Raw genomic sequence first — 24,402 nt, forward strand, 5'->3', positions numbered from 1 at the left:
ATTTTGTTCGAGGATCGTGCCTCCGGTTATGAACAAGCGGTAAGCGGGCAAGCCATCCGGCTTCCGCAAAAAACGGATTCCTTCCAGCTCTGGGCGCAGCAACTCTCGATTTATGCGAACAGTCCGGCGATGGAAAGCGAGCGGGCGTACTGGCAGCAGCTCCGGCAGGCGGACGCAGCGCCGCTGCCGAAGGATGACGCACTGGAGCAAGCTTTGGTTCGGGATAGTAAAACTATAACGATCCAGTGGACCCCGGAGGAAACGGAACAGCTGTTGAAACAGGCGCATCGGGCGTATAACACGGAGATGAACGATCTGCTGCTGACCGCCTTGGGGATGGCGATTCACACGTGGACCGGAATCGGGCACGTGCTGGTCAATCTGGAAGGACACGGCCGGGAGCCGATTATTCCCGACATCGACATCACCCGTACCGTAGGTTGGTTTACGAGCCAATATCCGATCGTCTTGGACATGGGGGCGGACCGGGACGTATCGCGCCGAATCAAGCGGGTGAAGGAAGGTCTGCGCCAAATTCCGCATAAAGGAATCGGCTATGGCATTCTGAACTATTTGTCTGCACCGGAAGAGGAAGGCTCCTTGGAAGTAAGGCCGGACATCAGCTTCAACTATCTGGGCCAATTCGACCAAGACCTGCAAGCGAATGCGCTGCAAATCTCGCCTTATTCGACCGGTACGGCGGCAAGCGAAAGCGCGGAGCGGCATTATGCGCTGGATATCAACGGGATGATCTCCGGAGGAGCGCTGACGCTGACCATCGGCTATAACGGCAAGGAGTATCGCCAAGAAACGATCGAGCGATTCTCCGGACTATTCCGGGCAAGCCTTCAAAAGATCATTCAGCATTGCGTAACGAAGGAACGGGCGGAACTGACCCCGAGCGACGTTCTGCTGAAGGGGCTGACCGTTGAAGAACTGGATGAGCTAGTGGAACAGACGGGACACCTTGGCGAAATCGAGAATGTATACAAGCTGACGCCGATGCAGAAAGGCATGCTGTTCCACAGCCTCCTGGAGCCCGATTCGGGATCGTACTTCGAACAAGCGACGTTCGATCTGCGGGGAACCTTTGATGTGGAAGCTTTCGCTAAAAGTTTAGACGCCTTGGTGCAAAGACACGCCGCCTTGCGGACAAACTTTTACAGCGGTTGGAAGGACCTGCCGGTGCAGATCGTCTATCGCGACAAAAAGAGCGGATTTGTCTATGAGGATTTGCGCGGAATGGACGAGGCGCAGCGGGAGGCGTATATTGAGGCGTACGCCGCCGAGGATAAAGCCAGAGGATTCGATCTGGCCCGGGATGCGCTGCTGCGCGTGTCGATCCTGCGCACGGGGGAAGAAGCTTACCGGCTGCTGTGGAGTTTCCACCATATTATTATGGACGGCTGGTGCATCCCTCTCATTACCCGGGAAGTATTCGAGCACTATGCGGCCGTCATGCAGCAAAAACAACCAGAGCTTGCCTTGGCTTTGCCGTACAGCCAGTACATCGAATGGCTCGATCGGCAAAATGACGATGAAGCCTCCCGGTATTGGCGCGAGTATCTGGAAGACTATGAACAGCATACGACGCTGCCGTTAGCCAACACTTCCGGCAAGGCGAAAGGCCATGTTTCGGAGCAGTTCGTTTATGATCTCGACAAAGGCCTGACCCAGCGTATAGAACGCATGGCGAAGCAGCATCAAGTGACGGTCAGCACGTTGATGCAAGCGGTATGGGGGATTGTGCTTCAGAAATACAACGGTCAGCGGGACGTCGTCTTCGGAAGCGTCGTATCGGGAAGGCCGACGGAAATACCGGGCATCGAAAGCATGATCGGGCTCTTCATTAATACGATCCCGGTACGTGTCCGGACGGAAGAGCATGCAACTTTCGCGGAAGCGGTCAAAAAGCATCAGGAGCGGTATTTGGCTTCGCATGCGTACGATACGTATCCGCTCTACGAGATTCAAGCGCAAACGGGGCAAAAGCAAAATTTGATCACGCATATTATGGTGTTCGAAAACTATCCTGTCGAACAGCAGATACAGCAGTTGGGAAGCGGCGAGCAAGCTGCGTTTGAGATTACGGACGCCGAATTGTTTGAGCAGACGAACTATGATTTTAACCTGATTGTCATGCCGGGCGAATCGTTCAAGATTGTTTTCCGTTACAATGCGCTCGTTTATGATCGGGCAAGCATCGAACGGATTCAGGGACATTTGGTTCATATGCTGGAACAAATCGCGAACAACCCGCAAGTGCGATTAAGCGAGCTGGAGCTGATCACGCCGCAAGAAAAAGCGCAGATGCGGCAAGTATGGGACGATACAACGACCCGTTATCCGAAGGACAAGACGCTTCAGCAACTGTTCGAGGAGCAGGTGGAGCGTACGCCGGATGCCGTGGCGGTGATATTCGGGGACGAACAGCTGACGTATGGCGAGCTGAACGAACGGGCCAACGGGTTGGCACGCACGCTGCGGACCGAAGGCGTAGAGCCGGATCAGCCTGTCGGCCTTATGGTGGAGCGTTCCTTGGAGATGATTGTCGGGATCTTCGGCATCTTGAAAGCTGGAGGAGCTTATGTGCCGATCGATCCGGAATATCCGGAGGAGCGCATCCGTTATATGCTGGAGGATTCGGGCGCGAAGCTGCTGCTGACCCAGCCGCAAGTGCAGAAGAAGGTACAATTTACCGGGCTTGTACTGGATTTAACGGACCGGCAGATGTATCAGGGAGGCAAAGACAACCTTACGCCGGTTCATGGCTCCGAGGCGCTGGCATGCATCATCTACACTTCCGGTTCTACAGGCAAGCCGAAAGGCAACTTGACGATGCATTACAACATCAGCCGCGTGGTCAAGGAAACGAACTACATCGGGTTCGCGGCAAAAGACCGGATTCTGCAGTTATCCAGCTTCTCGTTCGACGGTTCAACGTTCGACATTTACGGAGCGCTGCTGAACGGAGCTTCCCTTGTGCTGATCACTCGCGATGAGGTGATGGACGCTCGGGAGCTGTCGCGTGTGCTGCGCACGCAGCGGATCACGAAATGTTTCATGACGACCGCCCTTTTCAATACGCTGGTGGACATCGACGTCGATTGCTTCGAAACGCTGGAAGCCTTGCTGTTCGGCGGGGAGAAGGTATCGGCAGGCCATGTGCGAAAAGCGTTTGCGCGTCTTGGCCCCGGCCGGTTGATCCATGTCTACGGACCGACGGAAAGCACCGTATTTGCTACCTACCACCGAGTCGACGATATGGACGAGAAGGCGGATACCGTGCCCATCGGCAAGCCGATCAGCAATACGTCCGTTTATGTCTTGGATCGCGATCAACGTCTGCTGCCGGCAGGTATTCCCGGAGAATTGTATATTGCCGGGGATGGCTTGGCCCGAGGCTATTTGAACTATCCGGAGCTGACGGACGAGAGATTCATTTATTCCCCGTTGGCGCCGGGCGGCAGGATGTACCGGACCGGGGATCTGGTAAAATGGCTGGAGGATGGAAGCATCGAATATATCAGCCGGATCGACGCCCAAGTGAAGATTCGCGGCTATCGGATCGAGCTTGGCGAGGTGGAGGCGCATCTCCTGAAAACGGAGGCGGTGCAGGAAGCCGTTGCGATCGCACATGAAGACGAGACCGGGCATAAGCGATTGGGCGCGTACTTCGTGGCGGACCGAACCCTGACGGCGGGTGAGCTCAGAGCCGCGCTCTCTCAAGAGCTGCCGGAGTATATGATCCCGTCCTACTTTGTACAGCTCGAGCGGATGCCGCTGACGAAGAATGGCAAAGTCGACCGTAAGGCGCTGCCTGCGCCGGAGGCGGACTTGCACGCAGGTACGGAACTCGCGGCTCCAAGAACGCCGGCGGAAGCGCAGCTCGCGCAAATCTGGCAGGAGGTGTTGGGGCTACCGCAAGTTGGGGTGAAAGACAACTTCTTCGACATCGGAGGCCATTCTTTACGGGCGACATTGCTGGTATCCCGGATTCAAAAAGAGATGAGCGGGGAGATCTCCCTGCGGGAAGCGTTCCAATATCCGACGATTGAGGAAATGGCGCAATTGCTAGAAGAGCGGGAGAACATGGCTTACGCCTCCATCCCGGTCATCGAGGAGCGGCCGTATTATCCGGTTTCTTCAGCCCAGAAGCGGCTGTACATTTTGAGCCAACTGGAGGGCGGGGAAGTCGGCTACAACATGCCGGGCGTCATGACGGTCGAAGGGGCGCTGGACCGGGAGCGGCTGGAGGAAGCGTTCCGGCAGTTGATCCGGCGTCACGAAACGCTGCGTACTGGTTTCGAGACGGTGAACGGCGAGCCGGTGCAGCGGGTGCACCCGGAGGTAGCGTTTGCGGTAGATTATGCCCAGACGGGAGAAGAGGAAGCCGAAGAGCGCATCCGCAGCTTCGTGCGGGCGTTTGATCTGGCGAAGCCGCCGCTGCTGCGCGTGGGATTGATCGGGCTGGAGAAAGACCGCCATCTGCTGCTGTTTGACATGCATCATATTATTTCCGACGGCGTGTCCATGAGCATTCTTGTCGAGGAGTTTATCCGGCTATACGAGGGAGCGGAGCTGCCGCCGCTGCGAATTCAGTACAAGGATTACGCGGCATGGCAGCAAGCGGAAGCTCAAAGCGAACGGATGAGCAAGCAGGAAGAGTATTGGCTCGATGTCTTTCGCGGGGAGCTTCCGGTGCTCGGTCTGCCGACCGATGAGTTAAGACCGGCGGTGCGCAGCTTTGAAGGGGACCGGATGGAGTTTTCCCTCGGCCAACATCGAAGCGACGCGCTGAAGCAGCTTGCGGCGCAAACGGGATCTACCTTGTACATGGTATTATTGGCAGCTTATACAACCTTGCTGCATAAATATACAGGTCAAGAAGACGTTACGGTCGGCTCTCCGATTGCGGGCAGGCGGCATGCCGACTTGGGAAGCCTGATCGGGATGTTCGTCAATACACTGGCGATACGCAATTACCCGGCAGGAGAGAAGACGTTCCAAGACTACGTGCAGGAAGTGAAGGAAACGGCGTTAAAAGCGTATGAACATCAAGACTATCCGTTCGAAATGCTGATCGATAAGCTGAATCTGAAGCGCGACTTGAGCCGCAACCCGTTGTTCGACACGATGCTTGTGCTGCAGAATATGGAGCAAGGGGCGCAAGAAATCGAAGGTTTGCAGTTTAAACCGTACGAACATCGGCATCCGGTGGCGAAGTTCGACTTGATGCTGACAGTGTCGGAGGAAGCGGGCGAACTCGTATGCAGCCTCGAATATGCGAGTGTGCTGTATAAGCAAGAATCCGTAGACCGGATGGCGAAGCATTTCATGCAGGTGATCGATATCGTCACGGAGGAGCCGCAGACCCTGCTGTCGTCCATCGAGATCATCACGCCGCAGGAGAAAACGCAAATTTTGGAGCTATGGGGCGAGTGCAAGGCGGATTACCCCCGGGATAAAACGATTCATCGGTTGTTCGAGGAACAGGCGGAGCGAACGCCGGATCTGGTGGCCGTCGTATCCGAGCGAAGCGAGCTCACGTACCGGGAGCTGAACGAACGGGCGAACCAGCTGGCGAGAACGTTAAGCGCCGAAGGGGTGAAATCCGATCAACTGGTAGGCATTATGGCCGACCGTTCCCTCGAAATGATCGTGGGGATGCTCGCCATTCTGAAAGCCGGCGGCGCGTATGTGCCGGTGGACCCGGAATATCCGGAAGAACGGATTCGCTATGTACTGGAAGACTCGGGTGCCGGGATGCTGCTGACTCAGACCCATTTGATGGAACGGGCGTTCTTTGACGGAAAGGTCGTGGACTTGCATAACTCCGCCGCGTACCATGAGGACGCATCAAACCTGGGCACAGCGGTCGGACCGAACCATCTGGCTTATGTGATCTATACGTCGGGAACGACAGGCAAGCCGAAAGGCACGTTGATCGAGCATAAAAACGTAGTCCGCCTCTTGTTTAACGACCGGAACCTGTTTGATTTCGGGCCTGCGGACACGTGGACGTTATTTCATTCGTTCTGCTTCGATTTCTCGGTATGGGAAATGTACGGAGCATTGCTCTACGGAGGCAAATTGGTCGTTGTGCCTTCCTTGACCGCGAAAAATCCGCAGCAATTCCTGCAATTGCTGAAAGCGCAGCAGGTTACCATTTTGAACCAGACGCCGACGTATTTCTATCAGCTGCTGCAGGAAGAGCTGAGCCATGACGGCAAGGAACTGAAGCTGAGACAGATCATCTTCGGCGGGGAGGCGCTAAGCCCGGCTTTATTGAAAGAATGGAGAACGAAGTACCCGCATGTCCAACTGATCAACATGTATGGAATCACCGAAACGACCGTGCATGCCACGTATAAAGAAATTACGGAAACGGAAATCGAAGAGGGTACAAGCAACATCGGGACAGCGATTCCGACGTTGAGCCTCTATATTTTGGACGAGCAGCGTCATCCGCAGCCGATTGGGATTGCCGGGGAGCTGTACGTGGCCGGAGACGGGCTGGCGCGCGGCTACTTGAATCGCCCGGATTTAACCGCGGAGCGATTCGTGGATAACCCGTTCGTGACCGGGGATCGGATGTATAAGAGCGGAGACTTGGCCCGCTGGCTGCCGGACGGCACGATGGAATATTTGGGCCGCATCGACCATCAGGTCAAAATTCGCGGGTACCGGATTGAGCTGGGAGAGGTGGAAGCCAAGCTCTTAAATGTGGCGTCCGTACAAGAGGTGATCGTGCTTGCGCGCGAAGACGTTAGCGGGCAAAAATATTTGTGCGCCTACTTCGTAGCGGATACGGAGCTGACGGTAAGCGGGCTGCGGGGAGCGCTGGCGCAAGAGCTGCCAGGCTACATGATCCCGTCCTACTTCGTGCAGCTGGAGCGGATGCCGCGTACGCCGAACGGGAAGCTGGACCGCAAAGCGCTGCCGGCCCCGGAAGGAAGCGTGCAGACGGGAGCGGAGTATGCCGCGCCGCGGACGGCCGTGGAACAAACTCTGGCTTCGGTTTGGGAAGGCGTTCTGGGCGCCACGCGGGTCGGGATTCGCGACAACTTCTTCGATCTTGGCGGCGACTCGATCAAATCGATCCAGGTCTCTTCGAGGCTGTTCCAGGCGGGCTACAAGCTGGAAATGAAAGATTTGTTCAAGTATCCGACGATCGCCGAGCTAAGCCCGCATATCCAAGCGGTCAGCCGAATCGCCGAGCAAGGGGAAGTGACCGGAGCGACCAAGCTGACGCCGATCCAACATTGGTTCTTCGAGCGCCAGACAGCGGCTCCGCATCATTATAACCATGCCGTCATGCTGTACCGGGAGGATGGCTTTGAGGAAGAGGCGCTTCGCGCGTTGATGACCAGGTTGGCCGAACATCACGACGCGTTGCGTCTGGTCTTCCGCCGGACGGACCATGGCATCGAAGCATGGAACCGCGGAGTGGACGAAGGCGAGCTTTTCACCATGGATATTTTCGATTTCAAGAACGAAGAGGACTGTGCCGCGGCGCTTGAAACCAAGGCGAACGAAATCCAAAGCGGCATCGACCTGAGCGAAGGGCCGCTGATGAAGCTGGGATTGTTCCGCTGCGCCGACGGGGATCATCTGCTGATCGTCATTCACCATTTGGCAGTTGACGGGGTATCGTGGCGCATTTTGTTCGAGGATTTTGCAGCCGGGTACGAGCAAGCCGCAAGAGGACAAGCCATTCAGCTTCCGCAAAAAACGGACTCGTTCCAGCTCTGGGCGGAGCGGCTGTCGCTTTATGCGGAAAGTGCGGCCATGGAACGCGAACGCGCCTACTGGCAGGAGATTGCAGCGGTTGATGCGGTTACGCTGCCGAAGGACCAAGCGCAGGACAGCTCGCTGCTCAGGGATGTCGAATCCGTCACGGTCCAATGGAGCGAACAGGAAACGGAGCAACTGCTCAAGCAAGCGCACCGTGCGTATAACACGGAAATGAACGACCTGTTGTTAACTGCTTTAGGGATGGCGATTCACGAGTGGTCCGGTATCGAGAAAGTTCTGGTGAACCTGGAAGGACACGGCCGGGAGCCGATCGTTCCGGACATCGACATCACCCGCACCGTGGGATGGTTTACAAGCCAATATCCGATCGTGCTGGAGATGGGAGCGGATCGGGAGATCGCGCGCCGGATCAAGCGGGTGAAGGAAGGGCTGCGCCAAATTCCGCATAAGGGGATCGGCTACGGCATCCTGAACTATTTGTCGGCTTCTTCCGAGGGCGTCCAATGGAACATCGAGCCGGAAATCAGCTTTAATTACCTCGGCCAGTTCGATCAGGACCTGCAAAGCAATGCGCTGCAGCTCTCACCGTATTCGATCGGCGAAGCGCTAAGCGGACAGACGGTGCAGAACTATGCGCTGGATATCAACGGCATGATTTCCGAAGGCGCGCTGGCGCTGACGATTAGCTACAACTGCAAGGAATACCGCCAAGAAACGATCGAGCGCTTGGCCGGTATCATCCAGGCTAGCCTGCAGAAAGTCATCATGCACTGCATCACGAAGGAACGGTCGGAATTGACGCCTAGCGACGTCTTGCTGAAGGGACTCACGATGGAGCAGTTGGAGCAGCTGGTAGAGCAAACCCGGCACGTGGGCGAGATTGAGGATGTGTACAAGCTCACGCCGATGCAGAAGGGAATGCTGTTCCACAGCTTGATGGAGCCGGGCTCGGTATCGTATTTCGAGCAAGCGGAGTTTGGACTGCGGGGCAGCCTGGATACGGAAGCGTTCGCGCACAGCTTCGATGCCTTGGCGCAAAGACATGCCATCCTGCGGACGAACTTTTACAGCGGTTGGGGAGATTTGCCGGTACAAGTGGTCTTCCGCTCGAAGAGCATCGAATTTGCGTATAAAGATCTGCGCCAAATGAATGACGCCGAGCGGCAGGCTTACCTCGAAACGTACGCTGCCGAAGACAAGGCGAGAGGCTTCGATCTTGCCCGGGATGCGCTGATGCGCGTAACGGTTCTGCATACGGGAGAAGAGAGCTACCGGGTGCTGTGGAGCTTCCACCATATCATTATGGACGGCTGGTGCATTCCGCTCATTACCGGGGAACTGTTCGAGCACTATTCCGCCATCCGCCGGAAACGTCAGCCGGAGCTTGTCGAGGCTCAGCCGTACAGCCGGTACATCGAATGGTTGGAGCGGCAAGACGATGCTGAAGCTTCCGATTACTGGAGCCGCTATTTGGAAGGCTATGAACACCAAACGATCGTGCCGGAAGGGAAACCTCAAGGCAAGGCGGAAGCCTATGTATTGGAAGAGCTCGTTTGCGATTGGGGCCAGGACTTGACCCGGCGAATCGACCTCGTGGCGAAACGTCATCAGGTTACGGTCAACACGCTGCTGCAGACGGCATGGGGAATTGCCCTGCAATGCTATAACGGCCATCGGGATGTCGTTTTCGGAGGCGTCGTATCCGGAAGACCGGCCGAAATACCGGGCATTGAAAGCATGATCGGTTTGTTTATTAACACGATCCCGGTACGGGTCCAAGCGGAGGAAGGCGAGACCTTCATGGAAGTGATGGTACGAACCCAGAAGGATTCCTTGGCCTCGCATGCGTACGATACGTATCCGCTCTATGAGATTCAGGGGAAAACCGAACAGAAGCAGGATTTGATCAGCCATATCATGGTATTTGAAAACTATCCTGTCGAGCAGCAGGTGGAGCAGACGGGAAGCGGCGAGGGCGAAGCGATTGAGCTTACGGATTTCGCCATGTTCGAGCAAACCAACTATGATTTCAACCTGATTGTTATTCCGGGCGATGCGCTCCGCGTAAGCTTCCGTTACAATGCTTGCGTCTACGAGCGGACCAGCGTCGAACGAATCCGCGGACATCTCATGCGAATCATTGAACAGGTTGCGGACAATCCGAACATTCGTGTGGATGAGCTGGAGCTGGTAACGCCACAAGAGAAAGCGCAATTGCTCGATTGGGCCGGCCACAAGGTCGAGTACCCGCGGGAGAAGGCGATTCATCAGTTGTTCGAGGAACAGGTGAAACGGACGCCGGAACGTATCGCGGCGATTTACGAAGAAAGCCGACTCACGTACAAGGAATTGAACGAACAGGCGAACCGGCTTGCGCGCACGCTGCGCGCCGAAGGTGTTCAGTCGGAACAACTGGTCGGCCTTATGGTCGAACGTTCCTTGGAAATGATCGTCGGGATTCTCGGGATTATAAAAGCGGGTGGTGCGTATGTGCCGATCGATCCGGAATATCCGGAGGAGCGCATCGGGTACATTTTGGAGGATTCGGGCGCGAAGCTGCTGCTCACGCAAAGCCATTTACGGGAACGCGTTTCCTTCGCCGGCAAGCTTGTCGATCTGAACGATCCGCAAGCGTATGCCCAAGACGGTTCGAATCCGGGATGGCCCGTGCAGCCGGAGGAACTGGTTTATCTCATCTACACCTCGGGCACGACGGGGCTGCCGAAAGGAACCATGATCACGCAGCAAGGCCTGGTCAACTATATTTGGTGGGCCAAGGACGTATATGTCGCCGGCGAAAAGCTCGACTTCCCGTTGTACTCGTCGATTTCCTTCGATTTGACGGTAACGTCGGTGTTCACTCCGTTAATTACGGGGAACACGATCCGCATCTACGACGGAGAGGACAAGGCGATGCTCATTCAGCGTATCGTCGAAGAAAATCAAGTGGACATCGTTAAGCTGACGCCGACGCATCTCAGCCTGATCAAAGAGATGAAGCTGCCAAGCGGATCAAGAATCCGGAAATTCATTGTTGGCGGCGAAAATCTCAGCACGAATCTGGCGAAAAGCATCATGGAGCAGTTTAACGGGCAAGTGCAAATTTTCAACGAATACGGTCCGACCGAAACGGTCGTCGGCTGCATGATTTACTTGTACGATCCCGTGCGGGACACGCGCGAATCGGTGCCGATTGGTGTGCCTGCGGCCAATGTGAGCATTTATTTGCTTGACGAGCAGCGGAACCCTGTGCCGCCGGGCGTGCCGGGCGAAATGTACATTGCCGGGGACGGCGTGGCCCGAGGCTACTTGAACCGTCCTGAGCTGACGGCCGAAAAATTCGTGGACAATCCGTTCGAACCCGGAGAGCGGATGTACCGGACCGGGGATTTGGCCCGCTGGCTGCCGGACGGCAATATCGAATACTTGGGCCGGATCGACCATCAGGTCAAAATCCGCGGGTACCGGATTGAGCTTGGCGAGGTGGAAGCTCAGCTTCTGAACGTGGCATCCGTGAAGGAAGCCATCGTCATCGCGCGTGAGGACAGCAGCGGGCACAAGGTTTTGTGCGCGTACTTGACGGCCGACCGGCTGCTGACGCCTGGCGAGCTTCGCACGGCGCTGGCTGAAGAGCTGCCCGGCTATATGGTCCCGTCGTATTTTGTCCAATTGGAACAAATGCCGCTGACGCCGAACGGGAAGCTTGATCGCAAAGCGCTGCCTGCCCCGGAAGAAAGCATGACGGGGGCGGAATACGCGGCGCCGCAGACCGCGATAGAACGGACGCTGGCTTCCGTGTGGGAAAGCGTATTGGGTCATCCGCGGATCGGCGTGCGGAACAATTTCTTCGACCTTGGAGGCGACTCGATCAAAGCGATTCAGGTTTCGTCGAGACTGCTTCAAACGGGACATAAGCTGAAAATGAAGGATTTGTTCAAGTATCCGACCATCGCCGAGCTAAGCCCGCATATCGAAACGGCCAGCCGGATCGCGGAACAAGGAGAAGTGGCCGGGCCGACAAAACTGACGCCGATTCAACACTGGTTCTTCGAGCAGCGGCTTGCCGATCCGCATCATTTCAATCAGGCGGTCATGCTGTACCGTGAGGAGGGCTTCGACGAAACGGCACTTCGTCAGGCGATCCGCGCCATCGCCGAGCATCATGACGCGCTGCGCCTTGTTTTTCGCCAGACGGAACATGGCATCGAAGCATGGAACCGCCGGGTAGACGAAGGCGAGCTCTACAGCTTGGATATCTTCGATTTCAAAGGGGACGCGGATTGCGCTGCCGCGGTGGAAGCGAAAGCGTCGGAAATCCAAAGCGGCATCAGCTTGAGCGACGGGCCGCTGATGAAACTGGGATTGTTCCGCTGCGCGGATGGCGACCATCTGCTGATTGCCATTCATCACTTGGCGGTTGACGGGGTATCGTGGCGGATCTTATTCGAGGATCTCGCTGCCGGCTACGAACAAGCGGCGAGCGGGCAAACGATCCGGCTTCCGCAAAAAACGGATTCCTTCCAGCTCTGGGCACAGCAGCTGTCGCTTTACGCGAATAGTTCTGCGGCTGAACGCGAACGGAGTTATTGGCAGCAGATTGAAGAGGTTGGTCCGAGTCCGCTGCCGAAGGACTACGTTCAGGCGAACGCTTTGATCCGGGACAGCCAAGCCGTTACGGTCCAATGGACCGAGCGGGAAACGGAGCAGCTGCTGAAGCAAGCGCACCGCGCGTACAACACGGAAATGAACGACTTGCTGCTAACCGCGCTGGGCATGGCGGTTCACAAGTGGACCGGCATCGAGCAGGTTCTGGTCAATCTGGAAGGGCATGGACGGGAAGCGATCCTTCCGGACATCGATATTACCCGCACCGTGGGATGGTTTACAAGCCAGTATCCGGTCGTATTGGAGATGGGAGCCGAACTGAACGTGTCGCGCCGAATCAAGCGGGTGAAGGAAGGTCTGCGGCAAATTCCGCACAAAGGAATCGGCTACGGCATCTTGAACTATTTGTCCGCTTCGACGGAGGGCGTCCCGATTGAAACGAAGCCGGAAATCAGCTTCAACTATCTGGGGCAGTTCGATCAGGACCTGCACAGCAGCGGACTGCAAGTCTCACCTTATTCGACCGGCGCGGAGGTGGGCGAACGGACGCCTCAGTCGTATACGCTGGGGATCAACGGTATGATATCCGAAGGCAAGCTATCGCTGACGATCAGCTATAGCGGCAAAGAATACCGCAGCGAAACGATGGAGCGGTTCGGCGATCTCGTCCGCGCGAGTCTTCTAGAGGTCGTTCAGCATTGCGTGACGAAAGAGCATGCGGAGCTAACGCCTAGCGACGTCTTGCTAAAGGAACTCACCGTCGAAAAACTGGAGCAGTTGGTAGAAGAAACCCGCCGCTTGGGCGACATTGAGAATGTGTACAAGCTGACGCCGATGCAGAAGGGGATGCTGTTCCACAGCCTGCTGGAGCCGGAGTCGGTAGCGTATTTTGAGCAAGCCAAGTTCTACCTGCGGGGAACCTTCCATTTGGAGGACTTTACGCGCAGTTGGGATGCGTTGGTGCAGCGCCATGCAATTTTGCGAACAAGCTTTTACACCGGGTGGAGCGAGCTGCCGGTTCAAGTCGTCCTGCGAAGCCGGAAGATCGACATAGCTTATGAAGATCTGCGTGCGACGAATGAGGCGCAGCGCGAGAAGCATATCGAGACTTATCTTGGTGCGGACAAGGTCAGAGGATTCGATCTGACACAAGATGCGCTGCTGCGTATGACGGTTTTGCGTACAGGCGAAGAAGACTTCCTGCTCCTATGGAGCTTCCACCATATTATTATGGACGGTTGGAGCTTACCTCTCGTGATCCAGGAACTGTTCGAGCATTATTTTGCGATCCGGCAGCATAGGCAGCCAGATCTTGCCGCAGTCTTGCCGTACAGCCGATATATGGAATGGCTGGAGCAACAAAATCATGAAGAAGCGGCCAACTATTGGACCGGGTACTTGGAGGGCTACGAAGAGCAGACGGTGCTGCCGCAGCGAAAAGCGGAGTCCCCTGAAAAAACGGAGGGTTATGTCTCCGAGAAGCTGCTCTACGATCTGGACCCGGGGTTGACTCAGCGTCTGGAGCTTGTGGCGAAACAATATCAGGTGACGGTCAATACGTTAATGCAAGCGGCCTGGGGAATCGTGCTGCAAAGATACAACGGCAGCCGGGATGTGGTGTTCGGCAGCGTCGTATCGGGAAGACCGGCGGAAATCCCGGGAATCGAAAGCATGGTCGGCTTGTTTATTAACGCGGTCCCGGTACGGGTGCGTACAGAGGCTGGCGACACCTTTGCCAAAGTCATGAAAGAGCGCCAGGAGCAATACTTGGCATCTCACGCCTACGATACGTATCCGCTCTATGAGATTCAAGCGCAGAGCGAACAAAAGCATCATTTGATTTCGCATATCATGGTCTTTGAAAACTATCCGCTCGAGCGTCAGGTGGAACAGGTCGGAAGCGGCGAGCGGGCGCCGTTGGAAATTGTGGACCTCGAGATGTTCGAGCAGACGAACTACGATTTCAACCTGCTTGTCTTGCCGGGCGAAGACATGAAGCTATTCTATCGGTATAACGCTTCGGTCTACGAGCAGGCAAGCATAGAGCGGATTCACGGGCATTTGGTTCATCTCATGGAACAGGTTGCCGCCAATCCGAACATCCGCGTGGATGAGCTGGAGCTGATCACTCCGCAGGAAAAAGCGCAGATCCTGAACATCTGGAACGATACGGCAGTTGATTACCCGCGGGAGAAAACGATCTATCAAGTGTTCGAGGAGCAGGCGGCGCGAACGCCGGACCGAACGGCTCTCGTATTCGAGGATCGGCAGCTGACATATGCCGAGCTGAACGAGCGGGCCAACCGGCTGGCGCGGACTTTGCGGGCCGAAGGAGTGCAGCCGGATCAACTCGTGGGGATCATGGTCGAGCGTTCCCTGGACATGATCGTAGGCATCCTTGGCATCTGGAAAGCCGGCGGCGCGTACGTGCCGATCGATCCGGAATTCCCGGAGGACCGCATCCGCTACATGCTGGAGGATTCGGGCGCGAAAATCTTGCTCACCCAGGGTCATCTGCCGGGACATCCGGCCTTTGGCGGGAAAGTGGTGAACCTGGACGATCCGCAAGCTTACGACAGGAACGGGTCGAATCCGGACCCCGCGGCGGGGCCGAATCATTTGGCGTATGTCATCTATACGTCTGGATCGACCGGTAAGCCGAAAGGTGTTATGGTCGAGCATCAATCGGCTGTTCATACCTTGAGCCAATTGGAATGCGAATATCCGCTGCTCGCGGGCGATGCGTTCCTGCTGAAGACCACTTTCACGTTCGACTTCTCGGTGCCCGAGCTGTTCAGCTGGTTTTTCGGTCAAGGGAAGCTGGTAATTTTGCCGCAAGGCGCGGAAAAAGACCCGGCCGCCTTATTGAAGGCCGTAGAGGATAATCGGATCACCCACTTGAACCTTGTGCCTTCCATGCTCAGCGTGTTGGTTCATTACATGAAGGACACCGGCGCCGATTGCATCCGAAACCTGAAATATGTGTTCGCTTGCGGAGAGACGCTGCCGGCAAAATTGGTGCAAGACTACTACAACTTGTCTCCGGGCGCCGTATTGGAAAATATTTATGGTCCTACGGAAGCAACGGTCTATGCTACCCGGTATACGACAAGTCCGGAGACGGGCAAGCTGGCCAGCGTGCCTATCGGTAAACCATACGGAAATGTGCAAGTGTGGATGATGGATAACGCATCTCATTTGTCGCCGATCGGCGTAGCCGGAGAGCTTTGCATTTCGGGAGAAGGCGTTGCCCGAGGGTACTTTAATCAACCGGAGCTGACGGCCGAGAAATTTGTGCCGAACCCGTTCGTCCCGGGACAACGGATTTATCGGACCGGAGACCTTGCCAGATGGCTCCCGGACGGGAATATCGAGTACCTGGGCCGGATCGACCACCAAGTCAAGATCCGCGGCTACCGGATCGAGCTTGGCGAACTGGAGGCACAGCTTCTGAAGGTGCCTGCCGTTCAGGAAGCGGTCGTCATCGCACGGGAGGACGAGTCCGGGCAGAAGCAGCTGTGCGCATATGTCGTGGCGGACCGGGAAATGACGGCAAGCGAGCTGAGAAGCACATTGTCCGAGGAACTGCCGGTTTACATGATTCCGTCCTATTTTGTCCAATTGGAGCAAATGCCGTTGACGCCTAACGGGAAGCTGAACCGCAAAGCGCTGCCGGCCCCGGAAGGAAGCGTGCAGGCCGGAGCGGAGTACATCGCGCCGCGAACTTCGATGGAATCGCAGCTGGCTCAGATTTGGCAAGAAGTACTGGGACTTCATAAAGTAGGAGTGAAGGAGAACTTCTTTGATCTGGGGGGCCATTCCTTAAAAGTGCTTCAATTGATTCAAAAGGTCCGTACCGACATTGGCATCGACGTTCCTCTGCATGTGGTATTTAAGCTGCCGACGCTTGAAGATTTGGCTCAAGAGCTGTTTAAATACAAGGTTGGAGAAGGGTACGGCAATGCGGAGGGCGACACGATTCGGTTGAATGAGCATGGCCCGATCAATGTGTTCTGCTTCCCGCCAAGGGTCGGCTATGGCTTGGCTTATTACGAAATGGCCAGACAGCTCGAACATCATTGCGTCGTCTATGGAATGGAATTTATAGGAGATCGTTTTCAGGGCGAAGAGATGCTTGAGCAGTATGTCAACTCCATTGTAAGCATTCAAGAGAACGGGCCATACGTGTTCCTGGGATACTCGCTCGGAGGCAACCTTGCGTTCGAAGTGGCCAAGGCGATGGAAAGCCGCGGGTACCAAGTATCGGACATCATCATGGTCGATTCGATGAGAAAGACGAGCAGAGACGAGTCCTCGCCGGAAGAGACGGAAGCTCTCGTTGAGGCGGTGCTGGAAAGCATATCCGACACGTATAAAGCTTATTTATCGGATGCGTCCGACAGGGAGAGAGTCCGACATAAAATGCACGTTTACACGATGTATCGTAACGAGTTGATCAACGAAGGAACCGTTCAAGCCAACATCCACGCCTTAGTCGCGGAAGGCTCGACAGTTAGAGCTGTAGGGCCCAAGGATGCGCTGTTGTGGCAGCAGGCTGCGCCGAACGGCTATGCGGAATACGAAGTGATCGGAACTCACGATGTGCTGCTCGATGTCGGATTTGTCGAGGAGAACGTGAAGGTGCTTCAACGCATAGTAAAAAGCATCGTCGAAGAGAAGCTTCAATTTAGCTGAGTTCGACTCGTTCGTAAAGAACCATGAAATAGAAAGGCAACCGGAAGCTCCTATACCCGATTGAAAATTCAATGCGCCGCTATCGCCAGATAGCGGCTTTTTTCCCTTATGAACTCTTTTGAAGTGAGCTTGTTGAGAAAGTGGGCGATTGAAGTAATAGAGGAGTACGAGGGGGGGGGGGTATCTACTTCCGATCGCTGTTGTCAGCGGGAAACTTGGATTGAAGCCGCTTAGTAGCGGATGTTTCCCGCAGACAAAGGCGAACGCTATCGCTCCTCCAGTAGATACCCCACCCTCCGTTTGTTACTCTATTTCAGTCAAAAACCTCTTTCTCAACACTCTGACTTCAAACATTGTTTGAAGTTGTTTCAATATAGGAAATTATAGTTGAATAATATTCAAGTTTCTTTTGAAGAAAGTTCAAGTCTCGTATACTTGAAATCATGAGGTGGGATTAAAATGACATCACGATCTGCTCGGAGAAGGTAGATGAGACAATCCTGTAAAGCTGGTTGCAAATCATATTCGAGATCTTTTTTCTGTCTTTCTTACACTTAAAGAATTTTATATTTTGGAAAGATTCGACAGGTATCACAAAGAGTCCGATATGTTAGAAGATATCGAGAAACATTATAAAGAAAGTATCATCGCAAGACAGCATGAGATTGTTTTCATTTCGGAACGGTTACAAGAGCGGTTAAACATTACGCCAAGTCCAAACGTATTTAAATACATAACCGAAATGAATGGGGGAGTACTTTATGAAAAGTAAACGTCACCTAAAGTATATTTACCATGACGCTGTGATTACCGCATTACAACTTCTAGACGATCGCACAGTTTGTTTTCATATAAATCTTAGTACCCTTTTTTACAAGGAAACAAAAAATAAAGTTATTTTGGAATTGCATCAGATTTTAAACTTCGAAGATTTCTTGGAGTATTTAAGTATTCGTGAATCGAATTCATTTCAATTGGAGTACACACAGAGACTCGAGAAATTTTTGCGAATAGATGGAATTATGCTTGCGACGAATACAATTAATGGATATCTAGTGATTACAATAGATATAGATCATCTAGGAGCATTTGGATTATTTTTAAAGACATTGCACGAAGAAGGCGACGCAGAAACGAACGAAGAATACGGTTTCTAGTAAAATCAATGGCAGACCACCCGGAAACAAGAAAGGACGTTAAAATGCCGATTACCATAAAGAATCAGAATGAGGAGTTTTTGCTTCGCGTTGCCGGAGTATTGATTAAGGAAAATAAAGTATTGCTGCATAAGACCAAGAAAGGCAATGCATGGGTATTGCCTGGTGGCAGAGGAGAAATTAACGAGGAGACGGGCAAGACGGTTATTCGGGAATTTGCCGAAGAGTTAGGATTGAATGTTAAAGCTGCCCGGTTGCTATGGATCATTGAAAGTTTCAATGCTTATGGCGAGAAAAATCTTCACGAACATGGGATCTATTATTTGGTAAAATCCGTGGAAGCGGAAATAACGATTCGTACGGAAGAATTTTTTGGATTGGAAAAAGAAGTAGGGATCGTCTATAAATGGATTGAACTGCAAGAATTACACAACATGAAGATATACCCAAGAGCATTAAAGCAACTTTTACAAAACATATCCGAAGATAATGAAATTAAACATATTATAAATACCGAGGAATCATGAAGTCAGCAGCTTCCGGGAATACCGCTTTTACACGCAGTAAAAACGTTCCGGTCGCTGCCGCTTGATTTTAAATGTTCTTGCGCGCTTGGCCGGCCGGATTATTCCCGGTAGTGAGAGGTGTCGCCATACAATTCGACTTTTGGAACATCGTCATTCATAATAATTTTGCATAGGGCAGTCGGATGGATATCGGGCATGCCCCCAATCTCATGCAGCTGCTTACCTAAAAAATAACTCATGATGGCTTTTAAAGTGATCCGGTGAGTTACAATAAGCACTTGCTGGCCTTTATGCTCTGCAAGAATATGGTTAAGTGCAGGGATCGTTCTTTCGAGCAATTGCGAATAGCTTTCTCCATGACCTGTAGGACGGTACAAATGCGGCTCATTAAAGAAATGATCGTACGGAATGGGATATTGCTGTTGAATATGGTCGATTTGCTGACCTTCCCACAGTCCCATATTTATTTCTTTGAGCGAATCGATCGTTGAGACTGGTACCGGACGATTTCCCGAGATAATTCGGGCAGTGTTGAATGCCCTTGGGCTGGAGCTGGAATAAATGGCATCGAAATGGACATTCTCCAAGCGCTCCTTCAACCATTCGGCTTGCCGCATCCCGTAGTCGGTCAGAGGAGAATCCAGATGGCCTTGCATTTGCTTCTTCGAATTCCATTCCGTTTGACCGTGCCGGGTTAAATACAACGTCGTTTGCATGATGGAAAGTGCCTCCTCATGGTGTTGGTTGTCTTGAGCCTGCATGCCGGATCATTTCCACATGCTTCCTTGGAATAGGCGAGCATGCTTGCGAAGTCGGTCCGAGCGGATATATCCGCGCTGAGTGAGGAGCCATTTCAATGGAGCGGGAGTCGGCTCCGAGAACAGAAATTGAACAAGCGGCAGCAGCTGATGAAACAACTGAGAGGAATCGTCTATTTTTCCTGCCCGGAAAAGCTCGTACACCTGTACAAACTGCTCGCTATCCAGGTTGGCGCTTGCCAGAATTCCTCCTTTGGCGCCGCAGCACAGAGAAGCGAAAAAAAGCTCATCCTCCCCGCATAAGACCGGCTTGGACATGCTCCGGGCCAGCCGAAACATACGCCTTATTTTGCCTGTTCCCTCTTTCAGTCCAATCACATGCTCCATTCCCATAATGACTTTTACCGTTTCCAAATCCAGCGCGAACCCGTCACGATGAGGGGGATCGCACAAAATAATGGGCAGGTCCGCTTCGGCTAGAGCTTGAAAATGCCGGATGACGGCTTGCTGCGATAGAAAATGGGAATCGGGCGCGGCAACGAGAGCGGCATCTGCCCCAAGAGATTTGGCTTGCGCCGTTCTTCTAACGGCCGCAGAAGTGTTGCTTTCACCTGTTCCAACAATCAGCGGGATGGTTCGCGATGCTGCGATTGCATTGCGCGCAGCGGAGATAAGGATTTCGAACTCGCGGGATTCAAGCACTGGGGATTCCCCAATCGTTCCATTGATGATCAATCCGTGAATTCCCTTGCTCACCAAACGCCGAATCAGTTCTTCAAACGATCGGATATCCAGCTCCCCGCTGTGGTCAAAAGGCGTAACGACAGGAACCATCACACCGCGTAACGTATCTTCTGTAAGCACACCGTTCCACCTCCGTTCTCCCCGCGATGCGATGCATGCTAATGAATGTAAAGCATTTCTCCCCAAAAGTAACCACCCAATTGGAGAAGTCATGTACCAATCCGGTTCGACCGGTGAAGCGGTTGGTGCAGAAAAAAGCGGAATGGATGGTTACTTGCCGAAGCATAGCCGTTATATTCGGGTTTGATCCACTAGGAGAACGCGACTGAAAGGAAGGATGGACATGGATCATCACAAAACGCCGTTGTTCACGGCATTGATGCAGCACGTCGCCAACGATCCGCTGCAATTCCACATTCCGGGCCACAAAAAAGGGAGAGGAGCAGACCCGGAATTTCGGGCTTTTGTGGGTGATAATACTTTGTCCATAGACCTGATCAATATCGTTCCGCTCGACGATCTCCACCAGCCGACGGGGCCGATTCGAGAGGCCGAGCAATTGGCGGCGGACGCCTTCGGAGCGGACCATACGTTATTTTCCGTTCAAGGGACTACAGGGGCCATCATGACGATGATTATGTCCGTCTGCTCCCCTGGCGATACCATCATCCTTCCACGCAACGCGCATAAATCCATTTTGTCTGCCGTCATCTTTGCGGGAGCGATTCCCGTGTGGGTGGAGCCGGAGAAGGATGAGCGGCTCGGCATCGAGCATGGCGTAACCACGGAGTCGATTCGGCAAGCCATAACAAGAAACCCGGATGTGAAAGCCGTGCTCCTCATCAACCCGACGTATTACGGGACCAGCATTGATTTGCGTCAGATGGTCGAGCTTGTTCACAGCTGCAACATTCCGGTGCTGGTTGACGAGGCGCATGGGACGCTGCTTCATTTTCACGAACAGCTGCCTATGTCTGCGATGCAGGCAGGTGCGGATATGGCTGCAACCAGTGTCCATAAGCTGGGAGGCTCGATGACGCAGAGTTCGATTCTGAATGTAAAAGGCGATCGGGTAAGCATCAAGCGAATTCGTACGGTCATGAGCATGCTTACGACAACTTCGACCTCTTATCTGCTGCTGGCTTCGCTTGATACCGCCAGAAGACAGCTGGCTCTGCATGGACAAGCCTTAACGGGGCAAACCATCCGATTGGCCCAGGAAGCCCGGCGTCAAATCAATGAGATTCCCGGACTGTACTGCTACGGGGAGGAAATATGCGAAAAGCGGGGCGTGTTTCGTTATGACCCGACGAAACTTTGCATTCATCTGGAACAACTGAACCTGACCGGGTACGCAGCGGAGCAGTGGTTAAGGGAAACGTACAAGCTTGAGGTTGAACTGAGCGATCTAACGAATATTTTGTGCCTGATCACACTGGGCGATACGGAGCAGGAAGTCAACCGGCTGGTTCAGGCTTTGCGGCATTTGTCAGATGCATTTCTTGGTGAGGGAAAATGGAGCAAGCGGGTTTCTGCCGCCGTCATTCCTGCTGCTTCGCGTTTTGGGTTAACGCCCAGAGAAGCTTTCTATGCTCCTACGGAGGAGGCGGCGCTGGAACAAGCCTGCGGGCGTGTTATCTCTGAATTCGTATACGTATATCCCCCGGGTATTCCGATCTTGATGCCTGGACAGGTCATCACCCGGGAAATCGTAGATTATATCAAACGGCATGTGGAAGCCAGCCTGCCGGTAAAGGGACCGGAAGATCCGGATATCCAAAAGGTCAAAGTTGTCGCTGCTCCCCGGCAACAAGAGAAGGCGCCGGGCAGGCGTACCGGGTACATCATTCCGGATTGAGGCGGGGATTGGTGCCGGAAACGAATAAATCATCTTTGAGGGGGAGGATGGAATGAACAATCATCACGTGAAAGTAGCTGTCATTCAGACAGCAGCCATCTTATTCGATATGCAATCGGCCATGGACAAGATTGAAAATATGACGAGAGAGGCTGCCGGACAAGGGGCGAATTTGATTGTTTTTCCCGAAGTCTTCTTGCCGGGGTATCCGCGAGGCCTAAGCTTCGGTACGCGGGTGGGAAGCCGTAACGCCGACGGGAGAAAGGACTGGGAGCGCTATTGGGCAAATGCCATCGACATCCCGGGGACCGAAACCGGAATTTTTGGCGAATTGGCGAAGGAGGCGGGAGTTTACCTGGTCATCGGCGTAGTCGAGCGTGACCGGGAATTTAGCACAGGAACGTTATACAATTCCATGGTGTACATCGGGCCGGACGGTGCTCTTCTGGGGAAACACCGCAAGCTTGTTCCGACGGGTTCCGAGCGTCTCTTATGGGGACAAGGGGACGGTAGTACGCTCACCGTCATCGATACTCCTTTTGGACGAATCGGCGGCTTGATCTGTTGGGAAAATTATATGCCGCTTGCCCGCATGGCCATGTATGCGCAAGGCATCGACATCTATCTGGCTCCCACGGCAGACGCCCGCGATACGTGGCAAGCGACGATTAGGCATATCGCCTGCGAAGGCCGATGCTTTGTTATTTCGTGCAATCAGTTTGCGACCAAAGCATCTTATCCTGCGGATTTGGCTTGCTACGAAGATATCAAGGACGACACCGACATGTTGAGCAGAGGGGGAAGCGCCATTGTCGGACCGCTAGGCGAATATGTCGTTGAACCGCTCTACAACCAGGAAGGCATTCTCATGGCAACATTGGATCTTTCCCAGGTCGTACAGAGCCGCTATGATTTCGATGTTACAGGCCATTACAGCCGCCCGGATGTGTTTCAACTGATCGTTAACAATAAAAAACAAGAAATCGTTCGAACCGTTGCATGCAAACTGACCGAATGCAGTGATACACAGCCGCATTGGTGATAACTATAGTGCTTCCGGCCAGTACGACATTGGCGTGCTTCAGAATGGTGAGAAAGAGGTATTTGACTGAAATAGAGAAACATACGGAGGTGGATACCCCACCCCCTCGTACACCTCGATTACCTCTATTGACCGCTTTCTCAACAAGCTCCAGCTCGACCTTGGGGTCGTGCTTTTTTATGTTCATTTTTATGTCTGGGTGTCCATTGGCTGGAATAAAAAGAAACGAAATGGATGGTTACGCTCCTGCCTGCTTCCGTTACGATATCGAGCGAGACGAACAGAAGAGGTGATTTCATTTGATATCTTTCCGTTACCGCTTGTTGGCATGGACTTCGTTCATCGGCATGTTTCTTGTGCTGCTGGCCGGGGCTTTGGTTACAAAGACTGATTCCGGGCGCGGCTGCGGAGACGACTGGCCGTTGTGCAGCGGGAAGTTTATTCCGGCCTATACGCTGGAGTCCATGATCGAGTATTCGCACCGTATGGTTACCGGGGTCGTGGGGATCGTTGTTCTTGTGACGTTTCTGTATACATGGCGGCGGCTCAAGCATCATCAGGAAGCTCTGGGGTATGCCGGCGGAACGCTGCTGTTTACGATCGTTCAGGCCTTGATGGGAGCTGCGGCGGTGAAATGGCCGCAACAGCCGGCTGTGATGGCGCTTCACTTCGGCATATCGTTGCTTGCGGTTGCCAGCAGCATGCTGCTGGTCGTATGGAGTTACCGCATGAACAAAGGGACGGAAAAGCCGCCTTCTGCTTCCATCCCGCGCTATGTTTACCCTGTAGCCTGGGGGATATGGATCTATTGTTACGGCGTCGTTTATTTGGGAGCCTATATCCGTCATATGGAAGCGGATGGCGGTTGTATGGGCTGGCCGTTATGCAATGGGCAACTGATCCCCTACTTGTCCGGGGCTTCGGGGATTGTCTTCGCGCATCGGGTTGCCGCCGCTGTCCTGTTTATGCTTATTGCCGCCTTCTATGTGCTTGTTCGCCGCGTCACACCCAAGCGGCAGCCTTCCGCATTGCGGACGGGTGCCGTCTATGCTCTCGTTCTCGTTACCGGACAAATCGGCAGCGGCGGCCTGCTCACGGTAACGATGAACAACGAAAATGTTTATCTATTTACAAGTCTTCTCCATAATGTTCTGGCAACGGCCTTGTTTGCCGTGCTGACGGATATCGCGATCCGCTCATGGAAGCATCGAAAGGTATAAAGCTTTAGCTCTTCCTAAGCTAGGGAGAGCTTTTTTAT

Annotated in this window: 8 protein-coding genes; 6 read left to right on the top strand and 2 right to left on the bottom strand. The window is 53.8% G+C overall.

Going from position 1 to position 24,402, the window contains the following annotated elements:
• The first annotated feature begins 3 nt into the window (after positions 1-3).
• From QJ48_RS00380 to QJ48_RS00390, 3 genes are all read left to right on the top strand, one after another.
• Positions 4-17,058: a non-ribosomal peptide synthase/polyketide synthase gene (locus QJ48_RS00380; RefSeq protein ID WP_237762767.1), complete on the top strand. Its 17,055-nt coding sequence runs from the start codon at positions 4-6 to the stop codon at positions 17,056-17,058.
• A 761-nt stretch (positions 17,059-17,819) separates the two neighbouring features.
• On the top strand, positions 17,820-18,215 hold the full coding sequence (locus QJ48_RS00385) for a hypothetical protein (protein ID WP_054971691.1): 396 nt from the start codon (positions 17,820-17,822) through the stop codon (positions 18,213-18,215).
• 44 nt (positions 18,216-18,259) lie between these two features.
• Positions 18,260-18,742 carry an NUDIX hydrolase gene (locus tag QJ48_RS00390; RefSeq protein ID WP_054971692.1) on the top strand — a complete coding sequence of 161 codons (483 nt, stop codon included), beginning with the start codon at positions 18,260-18,262 and terminating at the stop codon, positions 18,740-18,742.
• Between the two features lie 98 nt (positions 18,743-18,840).
• Here the strand turns inward: QJ48_RS00390 and QJ48_RS00395 are convergent, their stop codons facing one another.
• Positions 18,841-19,503, bottom strand: coding sequence for a histidine phosphatase family protein (locus QJ48_RS00395; RefSeq protein ID WP_237762763.1), 663 nt, complete (start codon positions 19,501-19,503; stop codon positions 18,841-18,843).
• Positions 19,504-19,509: 6 nt separating this feature from the next.
• On the bottom strand, positions 19,510-20,364 hold the full coding sequence (locus QJ48_RS00400; RefSeq protein WP_054971694.1) for a dihydrodipicolinate synthase family protein: 855 nt from the start codon (positions 20,362-20,364) through the stop codon (positions 19,510-19,512).
• A 223-nt stretch (positions 20,365-20,587) separates the two neighbouring features.
• Here QJ48_RS00400 and QJ48_RS00405 point away from each other — a divergent pair, with 223 nt between their 5' ends.
• The 3 genes from QJ48_RS00405 to QJ48_RS00415 all read left to right on the top strand — a co-directional run bounded on the left by QJ48_RS00405 (position 20,588) and on the right by QJ48_RS00415 (position 24,364).
• Complete coding sequence (locus QJ48_RS00405; protein WP_054971695.1) at positions 20,588-22,102, top strand: aminotransferase class I/II-fold pyridoxal phosphate-dependent enzyme; 1,515 nt, start codon at positions 20,588-20,590, stop codon at positions 22,100-22,102.
• Positions 22,103-22,154: 52 nt separating this feature from the next.
• Entirely contained in the window at positions 22,155-23,144 is a 990-nt protein-coding gene (locus QJ48_RS00410; protein ID WP_054971696.1) for a carbon-nitrogen hydrolase family protein, read from the top strand.
• Positions 23,145-23,443: 299 nt separating this feature from the next.
• Positions 23,444-24,364, top strand: a complete 921-nt coding sequence (locus QJ48_RS00415) for a heme A synthase (protein WP_054971697.1) — start codon at positions 23,444-23,446, stop codon at positions 24,362-24,364.
• The last annotated feature ends 38 nt before the right edge of the window (positions 24,365-24,402 follow it).

This window comes from Paenibacillus sp. A3, from assembly GCF_001399685.1.
Classification (GTDB): Bacteria; Bacillota; Bacilli; order Paenibacillales; family NBRC-103111; genus Paenibacillus_G.

Coding starts and splice junctions, on each gene's coding strand:
- QJ48_RS00405 (WP_054971695.1), top strand. CDS start 20,588: ATGGATCATCACAAAACGCCGTTGTTCACGGCATTGATGCAGCACGTC.
- QJ48_RS00395 (WP_237762763.1), bottom strand. CDS start 19,503: ATGCAGGCTCAAGACAACCAACACCATGAGGAGGCACTTTCCATCATG.
- QJ48_RS00410 (WP_054971696.1), top strand. CDS start 22,155: ATGAACAATCATCACGTGAAAGTAGCTGTCATTCAGACAGCAGCCATC.
- QJ48_RS00390 (WP_054971692.1), top strand. CDS start 18,260: ATGCCGATTACCATAAAGAATCAGAATGAGGAGTTTTTGCTTCGCGTT.
- QJ48_RS00385 (WP_054971691.1), top strand. CDS start 17,820: ATGAAAAGTAAACGTCACCTAAAGTATATTTACCATGACGCTGTGATT.